The sequence below is a fragment of the Rhizobium sp. 22-785-1 genome, from assembly GCF_053521965.1.
Genome location: NZ_JBNWDI010000009.1, coordinates 1 through 14,019, shown reverse-complemented (window position 1 = coordinate 14,019; position 14,019 = coordinate 1). Strand labels below are relative to the sequence as shown.

The following is a 14,019-nucleotide window of genomic DNA, read 5'->3' as shown; positions in this document are numbered from 1 at the left end:
ATGAGCGAGCTTGACGACAAGCAGAGAACCGAGTTCGAGGCGGCCGCCTTTCGCCGGTTGGTGAACCACCTGCGGGAGCGACCCGAGGTGCAGAATATCGACCTGATGAACCTTGCTGGTTTCTGCCGCAACTGCCTGTCCAACTGGTATGCGGATGCAGCAAACGATGCAGGCACCGATCTCAGCAAGGATGAGGCCCGTCAGATCATCTACGGCATGCCTTATGAGGACTGGAAGCGTCTGCATCAGCGCGAAGCAAGTGACGGCCAGAAAGCCGCCTTCGAGGAAAACCGCCCGAAGGAATAGCGGGCACGCACCGGAATCAGCTTGACGTGAGGCCTTTCCACGGGCAGTTCACCAGCCGGGAAATTTGGCTGCCTTTCACGGGCAGCAGGCGGCCATGCCGCCGCACACCGAACGGGCTCCCGAACGAGCCGAGATATTGAAGGATCATCGAATGGACGATACACCCACAACCGAAACCGTCGCCGCTGCCGAACTGCGTCAATTCATCGAGCGTGTCGAGCGCCTCGAGGAAGAGAAAGCGGCAATCCAGGGCGATATCAAGGATGTCATGGGCGAGGCCAAGGGCCGTGGTTACGACACCAAGGCGATCCGCACCATCATTCGCCTTCGCAAGAAGGACGCCAATGAGCGTATCGAGGAAGAGACCATTCTTCAGACCTATATGGCAGCACTCGGCATGGAGTGAGCCTCGGGCTCAGCCATGGTTGATCTGTTAAATCGCCGCTTCTGCGGCGATTTTGCTTTGTGGCGTTGGTTTAGGCGAGAGAGTCGATCCTTACAGTCGGATCGGTGTGCGCCCCATCCTCCGTCATGCTCGGGCCTGACCCGAGCATCCATCTAGCCTCCATCTGCCGGCAGGCTATATGTCCTCAGGTCAAGCCCGAGGATGACGTCGCGAATGGGGTCGATGTTGGTATGATACGGCTAAGGTGGAGGCTTTGGGCAGTTGCCGCAAATCGGCGTTGAATGCGCGGATTGCCAAGCGGGCCTTAACGACACCTGACACAGTGCAGCAGAAGCACCGGTTAACTCCGAGTACCCGCCAGCTTCTCCGAAAGCTCGCTCATTTCCTTCTGCGCGTCCTTATCCGCAGGATAAAGTGCCAGATAGCGCTCCCAGACTTTCATTGCCGTCTCATTGCGCTCGGAGCTTTCGAGAATATTGGCGAGGCCTGAAAGCGCAGGGAAGAATCGGGGTTCTTTTTCCAGCGTGCTGTTGAGGTCCGCCATGGCCTTGCGGGTGTCGCCGTCTGCCAGATGGACCATGGCGCGGCGGTACCAGGCGCCGGCGAAGTCGGGGTCGAGCAAGATGGCCTGATCCAGGAAGTCGTAAGCCGCAGCGCTGCGCTTTTCGTCGCTGGCTTCCTCTGCCCATTTCATCAACAGGTTGATGGTGGGACTGCCGGAATCGCTCCACTGGCCAACGATTTCGGTGGCGATGACGCGGGCCTTCTTGGCGTCGCGCTCCTTCTTCAGGTTGTTGAAGAGATCGCCGACGGGATCTTTGGGAGCAGGCTGCTCCGTTTGAGGCGTTGCCGCTACGGGCTCTGCGGCATGGGCGGTAAGGGCCGTGGCCGGGGCAAGCGGGCTAAGCGAGGCGAGGAGAAGGGCACAAAAACGAAATTGGCGCATGCGGATCACGATAATCCGTATGCGCCAATTAGGAAATCGAATTCTGTCTGCTATCAACAAAGTGAGCCGCTTTTTCAGACGGAACACCTCAGAACCGCAATCAGCCCTGACGAGCCTTGAAGCGTGGGTTCTGCTTGTTGATGATGTAGACGCGGCCCTTGCGGCGAACCAGACGGTTGTCGCGGTGACGAGCCTTAAGCGCTTTGAGCGAGTTCTTGATCTTCATTTTTCTGGTCCGCAGTTTGGCGGGCTTTCGCACGCATAATCTAAACAATCAAAAGCGCGCAACGGGGCGCGCCTTTTTCGGTTGGCAGGCAGATACCCTGTCGGCACCGGCCTGTCAACACGCTACGCAAGCTTTTACCGGGAAAACCCCGGCTTTCCAGCCTTGGTGAGTTGCGTCACATGGCCCATCTTGCGGCCCGGACGGGCTTCCGTCTTGCCATAAAGATGCACGAGGCAGTCTTTTTGGGCGAGCCATTCCGGAACGCTGTCGATGTCGTCGCCAATCAGATTGGTCATCACACAATCGGAATGACGCTGAGTGCTGCCGGGCGCGAGCCCTGAGACTGCGCGGATATGCTGCTCGAACTGCGAAACCACACAAGCCGCTTCCGTCCAGTGGCCGGTATTGTGGACACGCGGCGCCATCTCATTGGCAACCAGCGAACCATCCGCCAGCACGAAGAACTCGATACCGACGACGCCGATATAGTTGAGCGCAGCAAGTAGCTTCTGCGCCGATTCCACCGCGACCGCTCTAGCCGCGTCAGAGAGATCGGCGGGGATCGTCGAGGTGTGGAGAATGCCGTTCAGGTGAACGTTTTCGGCCGGATCGTAACAGGTGACGGTGCCATCCTGAAAACGCGCAGCGATGATGGAAATCTCACGCTCGAAAGCAACGAAGCTTTCCAGAATGAGCGGCACCTTGCCAAGCGCATCGAAGGCACCGGTCAGGTCTTCGCCGCCCTTGAAGACGCGCTGGCCCTTGCCGTCATAGCCCATGCGCCGGGTCTTCAGCACGCCTTTGCCGCCAAACTCCGCAAGTGCCGCTTCCAGGCCCGCCTGATCGTCGACGGCGCGGAAATCGGCTGTCGGAATGCCGCAACCATTGAGGAAGCGCTTTTCCGTCAGGCGATCCTGCGAGGCGCTCAGCGCCTCAGCCGGTGGATAGACCGGCACGGAGGCGGCAAGCGTTTCCGCGGCAACGACGGGCACGTTTTCAAATTCGTAGGTCACGACATCGCAGAGGCTTGCGAGTTCGGCCAAAGCCTTCTCGTCATCGTAAGCCGCGATGATCTGGCGATTACAGACCTGGGCCGCCGGGCAATCGGCCTGTGGCTCCAGCACGACGGTGCGGAAGTTGAGACGGGCGGCTGCCATGGCCAGCATGCGGCCAAGCTGGCCGCCGCCGATGATACCGATGGTGGAGGATTTCATTGCGGCGCGTCCATGGGGTATTCAGCAACGATCGCAGTCTGGCGGGCGCGGTAATTGTCCAGCCGGTCGGCCAAATCTTCATCCGAAAGCGCCAGCACGGCGGCAGCGAGAAGGGCTGCGTTGATGGCGCCTGCCTTGCCGATGGCAAGTGTGCCGACCGGAATACCTGCCGGCATCTGCACGATCGAATAGAGGCTGTCCTGACCGGACATGGTTTTCGACTGAACGGGCACGCCAAAGACCGGAAGAGGCGTGAGCGCCGCCGTCATGCCTGGCAGGTGGGCGGCACCGCCTGCACCGGCGATGATGACCTTGAAGCCTTCGTCTTTCGCATTCGTTGCGAAATCGAACATCCGTTCCGGCGTGCGGTGGGCGGACACGATGCGCGCCTCATATTCGATATCGAGCGCGTCCAGCGTATCGGCGGCGTTCTTCATGGTTTCCCAGTCCGACTGGCTTCCCATGATGATGGCGACGGGCGGAGTTTCGGTGGTCAAGCGGCCTCTCCTTGTCCAGAGACTTTGGGCGTCAGGGTTTGTCAGGCGATGATATCCGGGATGATCTGATCTTCGATCTGGGTCATCTTGTCTTTGATCGCCAGCTTCTTCTTTTTCATTCTTTGAATTCTGAGCGCTTCGCAACTGGTCTGGATCATCGCGTTGATGGCCGCGTCGTAATCCTCGTGCTCCTGCCTCAGCCTTGCCAGCGTAAGCCGGACGTCCGCCTGTTCCTGGTCGGGCATCTCGTCGTCCCCATTGTAATGAACCGGACCGCCATCCGGCATGTTTGTTATTCGTCCTCGTGCCTGTACCATCAAATGGCAGTAACGGGAAGTTTTCCTTGCCAGCATTTTTGCCGCACTATTGCCTCGATTTCGCCTTCGACAAACCTCGCTTTCCATGTCACATTGGTGTCGTAAACCTGAAACTCCAGCGATTGGAGAGCTGGAGGTAGGTTCAACTAGGAAGGACGTGCCGCATGACCATTCAGGCTCATATTGCATCGCTCGAAAAGAAACACGGTGCTCTGGAGGAGGAGCTCGAAAGTATTCTTGCTTCCCCATCTTCCGACGACCGGGAGATTGCAGACATTAAACGCAGAAAGCTGCGCCTGAAAGACGAGTTGCAGAGGCTGAAAGCGACCACGAAACATTGATTATCAATGATTATTGAGGCCGCAGGGCGCTGGCGGCGCCTGAGAAGCGGCAAAAGTTCGAGGCCCTGGTTGCATAGCGCGATCAGGGCCTTTTTGCTGGCGGCGTCTTAAAGAAAAAGGCGCTTTTTCCAGTCGCTGCACCATCAGGCAGCGAGGCCATCCCATAAGAGCTTCAGGGCAGCGATGAAGGCCATGCCGTACATCAGGGGGTAGAAGACGGCAGGCTTCATATATTTGACCACTTTGGCACCGGCAAATGTGGCAATCATCGCTACCGGCAGAAGCGTCGCGGAGGTGGTGAGGTTGGTGGAATCCAGCGCACCAAGCGCAAAATAGGGGATGAGTTTGACCGCGTTCATGATGGCGAAGAAACGCACGCTCATGCCGGTATAGGTCTTGGGGTCCAGTTTCAGCGGCAGCACATAGATCTGGAAGGGTGGGCCGCCCGCATGCGCCACGAAGCTGGCATAGCCGGAAAGGCTGGACCAGAGCGTTGCCGCTGCCGGTCGTTGCGGCTTTGGTGCAATCTCATGTCCGCCGCGCATGCGGTACGACTCATAGAAATAGCGCAACACGAAGATAATGGTGACGGCAGCTACCACGAGCCGCATGGCATTGGGCGAAATCAGCGTCGAGGTGGCCCAGCCGAGCGCGATGCCCGCAAGTGCGCCCGGCAGCATCAAAAGCAGCGTTTCGCGGTGGTTATGGTGGCGCCATGCCCAGAGAGCCACCAGATCCATGACGATCAGGATGGGCAGGAAGATGGCTGCCGCCTGCACCGGCGGCACGGCAAGCGCCATCAGCGGTACGCCCATGAGAGCCAAGGCACCGCCAAGCCCGCCTTTCGACAGGCCGACCAGAATGACGGCGGGTATGGCAACAAGGAAGAAATGGAGATCGAGAGACATGACAGAGACTTGATGAGCGAGGCGATGGGAGGTGAATTTCCAGGCGGGCAGGAGCGGAAAGACCGCAAAGAGTCCGGCGATCGACTGTTGATCCTTCGTGCAGTCCGGTTTATCGGAAAAGGGATGTGAAAACGAGTGCAGATTGGCGATGAAGCGTTCTTTCTGCGGGAAATGGAAAAATCATGGGTTCTCCTGAAGATCGCTGCCGCCTGGTTCTGATCGTGCCGCAAGGCGAAGACGCTGGCCTGCAAGCCAAGGCGCTGGAGGATGCCCTCAGGGGCGGCGATGTCGCCTCCGTCATCATTCCCCAATACGCGCTCGATGACGACAGCTTCCAGAAGCGTGCGGAAGTGCTGGTGCCAATCGTGCAGGCGGCAGGGGCGGCGGCATTGGTAGCCGGTGACAGCCGCGTGGCTGGCCGGGTGAAGGCCGACGGTCTGCATGTGGTGGGCGGCCTGGAGCCACTTGCCGAAGCTGTTGAAAAATTCACGCCAAAGCTGATCGTCGGCGGCGGCAATGCCGATGATCGGCACAAGGCGCTGGAGCAGGGCGAAGCGAACCCGGATTACATCTTCATCGGCAAGCTGGAAGGCGATATCAAGCCCGAGCCGCACCCGAAAAACGTCGCACTTGGCGAATGGTGGGCGTCGATGATTGAAATTCCGGCGATCGTCATGGGCGGTTCGGATGTGGCTTCGGTGGTTGCGGTGGCCGAAAGCGGCGTTGAATTCGTGGCCCTGCGTCAGGCCGTCTTCGGCCATGCGGGTGGTGCGGCGCAGGCCGTTGCAGAAGCCAATGCATTGCTTGACGAAAAAGCGCCACGGTTTGGCGGTTGATACGGGCGATGATCCTTCGCTTGCTTCGCCTTTCCCGATCGGCCTCGCTTCTGGCCCTTGCTTCCGCCCTGATCGCGGCACCTGCCTTTGCGCAGGGGCAGGGCGATAGCCAGCAGCCCAAGCCACAGACACGTGCTGTCGGTCAGCAGCCAGCGCCGCGGCAAGGCCAGCCCCAAGGCCAGCCGCAGCCGAATGCCGATCTTCTGCCTGGTCTTCAGCCACAGGCAGGTGGGGGCCAGAGTGCAGGCGGCGAGGGTGCTAGTGACGAAGATACCGATTTCGGACCGGCGGCAAGCCAGGCACCGGACGTATTGTCCCGACCGGCTGACAAGGATGCCGACCCGCTGCGCAAAGGGCGCGTCACCGGTGGAGAGCAGAAGGATTTGCAGCCCTCCCAAGGTGTCACCGTTTATCAGCGCATGGGTGCGGAGCTTCCGCCACTGCCGGCGGAAAAGGAATTCAAGGGCAAGGTCGATGAGGCCTATGGTCATTATCAGCGCGGCGAATATGTACAGGCGCTGGACAAGGCGCTGACCCGCGCGCAAGAGGGCGACGCGGCGGCGCAGACGCTGGTGGCGGAAATGATGAGCCGCGGCCTTGGTATCGCCCGCGATGAAAAGACTGCCGCCTTCTGGTACGAGCAGGCCGCTAAGAACGGCGATCCGGTCGCCATGTTCAAATACGCGCTGATCCTCATGGAAGGCAGGCTTGCCAAGCACGATAAGACGCTGGCGGACGACTACATGCGCCGCGCTGCCGAATCCGGAAATCCGGAGGCCGCCTTCAACTGGGCTCAGATACTCGTTTCGCAGACGCCAGGGCCAGCGGGTCTGATGGCGGCACTGCCTTTCTACGAAACCTCGGCGGAGAAGGGCGTGGCGGATGCGCAATATGCCGTTTCGCAAATCTACCTGAACGTACCCGAAGTGCCGAAGGACAAGAAGGCGAAAGCGCGCGAATGGCTGACGCGGGCGGCAAAGGCAGGCTTCGATACCGCGCAGGTCGATCTTGGCATCTGGCTGGTCAATGGTACGGGTGGTGAGCGGGATCTGGAGGAAGGTTTCCGCTGGCTCAACGGAGCCGCGCAGCGGGGCAATGTGGTGGCGCAGAACAAGGTCGCGCATCTCTACATCCAGGCGCTGGGAACCCGCCCGGACCCCGTCGAGGCAGCCAAGTGGTATGTGCTGTCGCGCCGCGCAGGCCTGAAAGACCCGGCACTGGAAGATTTCTATCTCGGCATCGAGGACGATCAGCAGAAGAAGGCGATCGATGCAGCCAACAAGTTCCGGCCCAACTGACCGCAAAACCGCCTCACACTTTTACGCGGCATGCTTTAGCCTTGAATTTCGGCGCGTTTTGTGGTCTTGAACCCGCAAACCTAAAATAGAAACCGATATGCCTGCCTGTCCGCTTTTGTCCGGCAGGTTCAGCCACCTTCCAGGAATGTTTTCATGGCCCGTTCAGCCCTTCTCAATGTCATGGTTCAGGCCGCCCTGAAGGCGGGAAAGTCTTTGGCGCGTGACTTCGGTGAAGTGCAGAACCTTCAGGTATCGGTCAAGGGACCGAGCGACTTCGTTTCGCAGGCCGATCTTAAGGCCGAAAAGATCGTTCGTGACGAGCTGATGAAGGCGCGTCCCACCTATGGCTTCCTCGGCGAAGAAGGCGGCGAGGAAATCGGCACCGATGGCGCGCATCGCTGGATCGTCGATCCGCTGGACGGTACCACCAACTTCCTGCATGGCATTCCGCAATTTGCCGTTTCCATCGGTCTGGAGCGTAGCGGCGAAATCGTCGCAGGCGTCATCTTCAACCCGGCAACGGATGAGCTCTACACCGCAGAGCGTGGCGGCGGGGCATTCCTCAATGACCGCCGCATTCGCGTGGCAGCCCGCAAGCAACTTTCCGACAGCGTCGTCTGCTGCGGCGTTCCGCATCTGGGGCGGGGCAACCACGGCAAGTTCCTCGTCGAGCTTCGCCACGTTATGGGCGAAACCGCGGGCGTGCGCCGCATGGGTGCGGCAGCGCTCGATCTCGCTTATGTCGCAGCTGGCCGCTTCGACGGCTTCTGGGAAGCGGAACTGTCGCCTTGGGATATTGCTGCGGGCATCGTTCTCATCCGTGAGGCTGGCGGTTTCGTCTCCGACATGGGCGGCGCCAACAGCATGTTCGAAAGCCGCAGTGTGGTTGCCGGCAACGAGTATATTCAGAAGGCTCTGCTGGAAGTGGTCAACCGCCCGGTTCCGGGTCGCTGATAGGACTTAGAGTTGCCCCTGTGCCGGAATTCCTGTGCTTGTCACAGGAATCCAGTCAGTCCAAGTCTTTGGTCTGGAGCAATGGTTACTCGTCGCGCCGACGCGCGACGGCCAGATTCCTGTGACAAGCACAGGAATGAGGGTGGTTGAGGAGACCTTGCTCTAACACTTGCCGCTTCCACCATGATGCCCATGCGTTCGATCTCGTACCTTATGATCGAACAACACCTGAGCCTCCCTCTCAAAAAGCTTTGTTCTCTCAAGGCTTTTACACTTCAATTCGTCGTATTTTTACTCTAGCTTCCGCTCCGAACCATGCTGACGCCTCAAGTCTTGGGGCTATGGTCGTGGCAGCATCAGAGGAATGGGTTTATGGCGGATACGGAACTGCTCGATGTCGGCGTCGAGAAACCGCTGACGAAAGACTATCACCACAAGCTATCCAGTCCGACGCCGTTCCTGTGGACGATGCTGATCTTTCTCATCATCGTGGCCTTCATCGCTGCCATTTTGTTCCGCCAGGCAGAAGCGGCCTTTATGAGCAATCCGGGCCTCAACGGTTTCATTCTCGGCGTTCTCGCCATCGGCGTCATTCTGGTGTTCACGCAGATCTTCAACCTGCGTCCCGAAGTCCGCTGGTTCAATAATTTCCAGGCTGCCGGAAGCGTCGACAAGGCGGGCCGTCCGCCAAAACTTCTAGCGCCCATGCGCACGTTGATCGGCAAGCGCGGCGAAGTGCGCGTGTCTGCCGTCACTCAGCGCTCGATCCTCGATTCCATCGCCACGCGCCTGGATGAGCAGCGCGATACGTCGCGTTATATGATCGGTCTACTGGTCTTTCTCGGTCTGCTCGGCACCTTCTGGGGTTTGATCGGCACGATTGGTGCCATTAGTGGTGTTATTCAGGGGTTGGACCCGAGTTCCGGCGACAGCTCCGATATCCTCTCGTCGCTGAAATCCGGTCTGACTGCGCCACTCTCGGGTATGGGCACGGCGTTTTCGTCCTCGCTGCTCGGTCTTTCCGGCTCGCTCATCCTCGGTTTTCTCGATCTGCAGGCCGGTCGTGCGCAGAACCGGTTCTATACGCAACTGGAAAACTGGCTGTCTTCCGTCACCGATACCGGCGCCGATCTTCTCGTCGATGGCAAGCCTGCCGCAGCCAGCAGCGTGATTGGCACCGAGCGTTCGGTTGCCGCCATGCATAATCTTGCCGAAGGCATTCAAGGGCTGGTCAAGAATATGCGCGGTGAGCAGCAGATGCTGCGCGACTGGATCGAAGCGCAGCAGGAGGAATCGAAGGCGCTGCGCCGTACGCTCGACCGTCTGACCGCACGCATTGATGCCGACCAGAAGGCGGCGTCCAAACGTTCCCTCCCGCACGATAACGGGAGCGATTGATCATGGCGCTTGCGCGCAACCGCCGCCGCGACAGAGGCGTGGATTACTGGCCAGGTTTCGTTGATGCGCTGTCGACGCTTTTGATGGCGATCATGTTCCTGCTCACCGTCTTCGTGCTGGCGCAGTTCGTGCTTTCGCGCGAAATTTCCGGCAAGGATGAGGTTCTGACCCGCCTCAACAGCCAGATTGCCGAACTGACCGAGTTGCTGGCGCTGGAAAAGGGCAGCAAGCAAGATATTGAAGACACCCTTGCCAATCTGCAATCGACACTGGCCGCATCCGAAAGCGAGCGCTCGCGCCTGCAGGCGCTGCTCGATGCCGGAGCCGGAAACAGTTCCGCTGCCAATGCCCGCGTCGGTCAGTTGACGAATGAGCTGGAGGATGCGCGCGAGGCCGGTGCGAGAGCATCGTCACAGATCGAATTGCTGAACCAGCAGATTGCAGCGCTCAGAGCCCAGATCGCCTCGGTGGAAGCCGCCTTGCAGGCGTCGGAGGCCAAGGATGCCTCATCTCAGGTCAAGATTGCCGATCTAGGCCGCCGCCTCAATGTGGCGCTGGCGCAGCGCGTGCAGGAATTGAACCGCTACCGCTCGGACTTCTTCGGGCGCCTGCGTGAAATCCTCTCCGACCGCGAGAACATCCGCATCGTCGGCGACCGCTTCGTCTTCCAGTCCGAAGTTCTGTTCCCATCGGGCGGAACGGATCTCAATCCGGAAGGGCAGGTGGAGATGGCAAAGCTTGCCACGGCGCTCATCGATCTTGCCAAGGAAATCCCGCCGGAAATCAACTGGGTGCTGCGGGTAGACGGTCATACCGACAATGTGCCGTTGTCAGGCTCCGGACGCTTCCGCGACAACTGGGAGCTTTCGTCGGCCCGAGCCACATCGGTGGTCAAGTTTCTGATTTCCAAGGGTGTGCCGGCCAACCGTCTGGTCGCAGCAGGCTTTGGCGAATATCAGCCGCTGGCGGAAGGCGACACACCGGACGCGCGTTCGCAGAACCGTCGTATCGAGTTGAAACTGACCGAGCGCTGATCGGGGATCAAGAGGGAGCGCGCCTGCGCGCTCTCAGACGGACTTCGCCAATGGAATGTCGTCGTTGACGCCTGTGTTGAATTGCAGGCGCGCAAGCTTGGCATAAAGACCGCCCTGGCGGATCAGGCTTTGATGGGTGCCTTCCTCGATGATGCGGCCTTCATCCATCACCAGAATGCGGTCGGCCTTCAGCACGGTCGCAAGCCGATGGGCGATGACGATGGTGGTGCGCTTGGCGATGAGCTCATCCAGCGCCTTCTGCACCAGTGTTTCGCTTTCGGCATCGAGTGCCGAGGTTGCTTCATCGAGGAGCAGGATCGGCGCGTCGCGCAGAATGGCGCGGGCAATGGCGATGCGCTGGCGTTGGCCGCCGGAAAGTGTGACGCCACGTTCGCCCACCACGGTATCGTAGCTTTCGGGCAATCTTGCAATGAAGCCATCGGCCTGGGCGGCTTTCGCAGCAGCCTGAACCTGCTCACGCGTCGCATCGGGTCTGCCGAAGGCAATATTGTCGTGAATGGAAGAGGCGAAGATCGCGACATCCTGCGGGACGATGGCCAGCCTGGAGCGCAAGTCTTTCAGCGTGACAGTGCGGATATCGGTACCGTCGATGGTGATGAGACCCGATTGAGGATCGTAGAAGCGCATCAAAAGCGAAAAGACAGTGCTTTTTCCTGCACCCGAAGGCCCGACAATCGCCACGGTTTCCCCGGAGGCGACCCGGAAGGAGAGGTCCGAGATGATGGGCTTGCCGCCGCCTTTCGGATAATGAAACGCCACATGCTCGAAGCTTGCCTCGCCCCGTGGCGGAACGGGAAGCGACACGGGTGCAGCGGGTTCTTCGACCGGAGACCTTTCTTCCAGCAATTCGGACAGGCGCTCGGCGGCACCACCTGCCTGCGACAGCTCACCCCAGACTTCGGAAAGCTGACCGAGCGAGCTTGCGGCGATAACCGAATAGAGCACGAACTGGCTGAGCGTGCCGCCGGAGATCGCGCCGCTCAAAACGCTCTGCGCGCCATACCAGAGGATCGCAACGACGCTGCCGAAGACGAGACTGATGGCGACAGCGGTCAGAATGGCGCGGGCGCTGATTGCCGCACGGGCACCTTGATAGGCCTTTTCCACTGCCGCGTCGTAACGGCTGTTTGCCAGTTGCTCGGCGTTGAAGGACTGGATGGTGCGGCTTGCCGCAATCGTTTCGGAGGCGAAGGCGGAGGACGCGGCTAGCGTATCCTGCGTGTTTCTGGAGCGTAAGCGCACCGACCGGCCAAAGGCAATCAGCGGGAAGACGATGAAGGGGATGGCCAGCAGCGCAAGGCCTGCAAGCTTCGGACTGGTGTAGACCATCATCGCGACCGCCCCGAGACAGAGCAGCGTGTTGCGCAGCGCCACAGATGCAGACGAGCCAAAAGCGGAGCGGATCTGCACGGTATCGGCGGTCAGGCGCGAGGTCAGCTCGCCGGAATGGTTCGTATCGAAGAAGGCCTGCGACAAGGAGGTGAGGTGCGCAAAGACATCGCGGCGCAGATCGGTGACGACGCGCTCGCCGATAATCATCACATAATAATAGCGCATGGCGCTGGCGAGCGCGAGAACGATGGCGATCGCCAAAAGCATGGCGAAATAGTTGTTGATCATCGCGCCGTCGGTGGCTTCAAAGCCGTGATCGATAATGCGGCGAACGGCAAGCGGCAGGGCAAGCGTAGTGGCGGAAGACAGAACGAGTGCGCAAAGTGCGGCGGCAACCAGTCCGCGGTAGCGCTTGAGATAGGGAAAGAGGCTCGCCAGAGGTTTCAAGGTTCTGCGCCCTGCCGGCTTCTGTGCCTCAATGTCTGCCACGTCCATCACTCCTTCATGCCGCAGAGGCGGTAACGCCCGGCGGCAACGCTTTTTTCGCGTCTTGATATGTGTCTTGCCGTGACCGGCAGGCACTTGTTATCTCGGCGCCCTTCATGTATAGGCTCCGCATCAAATTGGGAAGCCATGGCCGAAAGGCTCATGGTTTCATTTATTGAATCGGCTCAGTTGACGCAATTGCGGCAAATGGTCCGCACCCACTTACGCAGGAAGATTGTCATGAAGGCTGAAATCCATCCCGACTATCACATGATCAAAGTTGTCATGACCGATGGTACCGAATACGAAACCCGTTCGACCTGGGGTTCCGAGGGCGCAGTTATGAACCTCGAAATCGATCCCAAGTCCCATCCGGCCTGGACTGGTGGCAACCAGCAGCTGATGGACCGCGGCGGCCGCGTTTCCAAGTTCAACAAGCGTTTCGGCGGCCTCGGCCTCTAATCCGTTTGACTATGGACTGCAAAACAACCTCGGAGCGATCCGGGGTTTTTTGTTGCCTGCAGTATCGGCCTGAAAATTGGAATCGATTTCCGTAAAGCACGGTCGCCGCCGCCCTCGTTGCGGTGGCGGGCGTCGTGATGGTGATGACGGCTTTCGGCAGCGGAGGGAGTTCGCAAAGTCATCGAAGCACGTGCCGGCCAATCACTGTAGCGAAGGGACAAGTGTTCCAAGCCAATCTTGGTCCGGCGCTTCCGGCAACACGGAGAGATGGCTCACTCCGTCCACTATCATGCGATGCGTCGAGGGGAGAGGAGACTGGGGCCTTTCAGAACGTGATCCTGAAAGGCAAATCCTCTGAGCGGTGGTGACTTCAAGCTTGCGCGTAATAAACTTCAATCAGACTCTGTTTTGGTTCTTCCTTGCTGTCGTGTGATAGCAAGTTGCTTTGGCCGGTCGACGGGTTCATGGCGTCGATAAGCCCTCGTAGAATGCGGTCTCTTTGAACTTCGACTGCTCGGTTATATGCTGCGGTCTCTGCGGCATCCTCCTGAGCGGCAAGTGCGCGCTGTGACGATCTCGATTTGATAATGTCGACGCCGTAAACATCCTCAGCTTTATCGTACAAAGCGGCCGTCGCAGGTCGTCTCGCTGGCACTTGAGAGGATGGTGCCGTTGTAGCGGGAGAGCTTGTGCGTGGCGGCAAGTCTCTACCTGTCTGAGATTGAGAAGAAGGGCTGGCGTCTTTGTTCTCAACCTGCGCCGAAGAACTGGGGCGGCTACCCGCTTCGCCGCTGACTGGCGTTTGAGTTGCAGCTGGCTGGGAATTGTCGCTCTCTGGCTGTTGTTGTGCGCCGGTCGGTGCGGCCTCGCTGTTTTGAACAGGAGCATCTGACGGAGCCGGCTGGGAGCTGGAATTATTGTTCTCTACAGCCGAGGGGGCATCCTCATCGCCTGCCTGGCCCTGAGCAGGGGATGGTTCCTCTGCTGCTGGCTGAGACGGCGTAGGAGAATACGTGGCGTCGTCGGTATCGGTGTCA

17 protein-coding genes are annotated in these 14,019 nt (G+C 59.5%); 9 read left to right on the top strand and 8 right to left on the bottom strand.

Features of this window, described 5'->3' with window-relative positions; translation table 11 throughout:
* Together ACQZ5M_RS17335 and ACQZ5M_RS17330 are read left to right on the top strand one after the other, a co-directional pair.
* Nucleotides 1–306, top strand: coding sequence for a DUF1244 domain-containing protein (locus ACQZ5M_RS17335; RefSeq protein ID WP_449080359.1), 306 nt, complete (start codon nucleotides 1–3; stop codon nucleotides 304–306).
* 151 nt (nucleotides 307–457) lie between these two features.
* Nucleotides 458–712 (top strand): DUF2312 domain-containing protein, encoded by a 255-nt coding sequence (locus tag ACQZ5M_RS17330; RefSeq protein ID WP_296016498.1) that lies wholly within the window; start codon nucleotides 458–460, stop codon nucleotides 710–712.
* A gap of 340 nt (nucleotides 713–1,052) precedes the next feature.
* Here the strand turns inward: ACQZ5M_RS17330 and ACQZ5M_RS17325 are convergent, their stop codons facing one another.
* From ACQZ5M_RS17325 to ACQZ5M_RS17305, 5 genes are all read right to left on the bottom strand, one after another.
* Nucleotides 1,053–1,658 (bottom strand): tetratricopeptide repeat protein, encoded by a 606-nt coding sequence (locus ACQZ5M_RS17325; RefSeq protein ID WP_449080358.1) that lies wholly within the window; start codon nucleotides 1,656–1,658, stop codon nucleotides 1,053–1,055.
* A gap of 100 nt (nucleotides 1,659–1,758) precedes the next feature.
* Nucleotides 1,759–1,884 (bottom strand): type B 50S ribosomal protein L36, encoded by a 126-nt coding sequence (gene ykgO, locus ACQZ5M_RS17320; protein WP_003497670.1) that lies wholly within the window; start codon nucleotides 1,882–1,884, stop codon nucleotides 1,759–1,761.
* 134 nt (nucleotides 1,885–2,018) lie between these two features.
* Nucleotides 2,019–3,098, bottom strand: a complete 1,080-nt coding sequence (locus ACQZ5M_RS17315) for a 5-(carboxyamino)imidazole ribonucleotide synthase (protein WP_449080356.1) — start codon at nucleotides 3,096–3,098, stop codon at nucleotides 2,019–2,021.
* Entirely contained in the window at nucleotides 3,095–3,562 is a 468-nt protein-coding gene (gene purE, locus ACQZ5M_RS17310; protein ID WP_207773727.1) for a 5-(carboxyamino)imidazole ribonucleotide mutase, read from the bottom strand. The genes ACQZ5M_RS17315 and purE overlap by 4 nt, the downstream gene beginning before the upstream one ends.
* A 74-nt stretch (nucleotides 3,563–3,636) precedes the next feature.
* Nucleotides 3,637–3,840, bottom strand: coding sequence for a YdcH family protein (locus ACQZ5M_RS17305; protein WP_296016511.1), 204 nt, complete (start codon nucleotides 3,838–3,840; stop codon nucleotides 3,637–3,639).
* A 236-nt stretch (nucleotides 3,841–4,076) separates the two neighbouring features.
* Between ACQZ5M_RS17305 and ACQZ5M_RS17300 the strand changes: the two genes are divergently transcribed.
* Nucleotides 4,077–4,253 carry a YdcH family protein gene (locus ACQZ5M_RS17300; RefSeq protein ID WP_296016512.1) on the top strand — a complete coding sequence of 59 codons (177 nt, stop codon included), beginning with the start codon at nucleotides 4,077–4,079 and terminating at the stop codon, nucleotides 4,251–4,253.
* A 143-nt stretch (nucleotides 4,254–4,396) separates the two neighbouring features.
* Here ACQZ5M_RS17300 and ACQZ5M_RS17295 read toward each other — a convergent pair whose 3' ends face one another.
* Nucleotides 4,397–5,161, bottom strand: coding sequence for a sulfite exporter TauE/SafE family protein (locus ACQZ5M_RS17295; protein WP_296016515.1), 765 nt, complete (start codon nucleotides 5,159–5,161; stop codon nucleotides 4,397–4,399).
* 182 nt (nucleotides 5,162–5,343) lie between these two features.
* Between ACQZ5M_RS17295 and ACQZ5M_RS17290 the strand changes: the two genes are divergently transcribed.
* The 5 genes from ACQZ5M_RS17290 to ACQZ5M_RS17270 all read left to right on the top strand — a co-directional run bounded on the left by ACQZ5M_RS17290 (nucleotide 5,344) and on the right by ACQZ5M_RS17270 (nucleotide 10,681).
* Complete coding sequence (locus ACQZ5M_RS17290) at nucleotides 5,344–5,997, top strand: thiamine phosphate synthase (protein WP_449080355.1); 654 nt, start codon at nucleotides 5,344–5,346, stop codon at nucleotides 5,995–5,997.
* Nucleotides 5,998–6,005: 8 nt separating this feature from the next.
* Complete coding sequence (locus tag ACQZ5M_RS17285; RefSeq protein WP_449080354.1) at nucleotides 6,006–7,295, top strand: tetratricopeptide repeat protein; 1,290 nt, start codon at nucleotides 6,006–6,008, stop codon at nucleotides 7,293–7,295.
* Nucleotides 7,296–7,448: 153 nt separating this feature from the next.
* Nucleotides 7,449–8,249 (top strand): inositol monophosphatase family protein, encoded by an 801-nt coding sequence (locus tag ACQZ5M_RS17280; RefSeq protein ID WP_296016524.1) that lies wholly within the window; start codon nucleotides 7,449–7,451, stop codon nucleotides 8,247–8,249.
* A gap of 372 nt (nucleotides 8,250–8,621) precedes the next feature.
* Nucleotides 8,622–9,647, top strand: a complete 1,026-nt coding sequence (locus tag ACQZ5M_RS17275) for a flagellar motor protein MotA (RefSeq protein WP_296016528.1) — start codon at nucleotides 8,622–8,624, stop codon at nucleotides 9,645–9,647.
* Between the two features lie 2 nt (nucleotides 9,648–9,649).
* The gene (locus tag ACQZ5M_RS17270; RefSeq protein ID WP_296038398.1) at nucleotides 9,650–10,681 is read left to right on the top strand and encodes a peptidoglycan -binding protein; all 1,032 of its coding nucleotides are present in this window, start codon (nucleotides 9,650–9,652) and stop codon (nucleotides 10,679–10,681) included.
* A gap of 33 nt (nucleotides 10,682–10,714) precedes the next feature.
* Here ACQZ5M_RS17270 and ACQZ5M_RS17265 read toward each other — a convergent pair whose 3' ends face one another.
* Nucleotides 10,715–12,523: an ABC transporter transmembrane domain-containing protein gene (locus tag ACQZ5M_RS17265; RefSeq protein WP_296096852.1), complete on the bottom strand. Its 1,809-nt coding sequence runs from the start codon at nucleotides 12,521–12,523 to the stop codon at nucleotides 10,715–10,717.
* Nucleotides 12,524–12,760: 237 nt separating this feature from the next.
* Here ACQZ5M_RS17265 and rpmE point away from each other — a divergent pair, with 237 nt between their 5' ends.
* Entirely contained in the window at nucleotides 12,761–12,982 is a 222-nt protein-coding gene (gene rpmE / locus ACQZ5M_RS17260; protein WP_093004267.1) for a 50S ribosomal protein L31, read from the top strand.
* A 370-nt stretch (nucleotides 12,983–13,352) separates the two neighbouring features.
* Here rpmE and ACQZ5M_RS17255 read toward each other — a convergent pair.
* Nucleotides 13,353–14,019 (bottom strand): hypothetical protein (locus ACQZ5M_RS17255; RefSeq protein WP_449080353.1); only part of this gene is annotated, 667 nt, incomplete at its 5' end.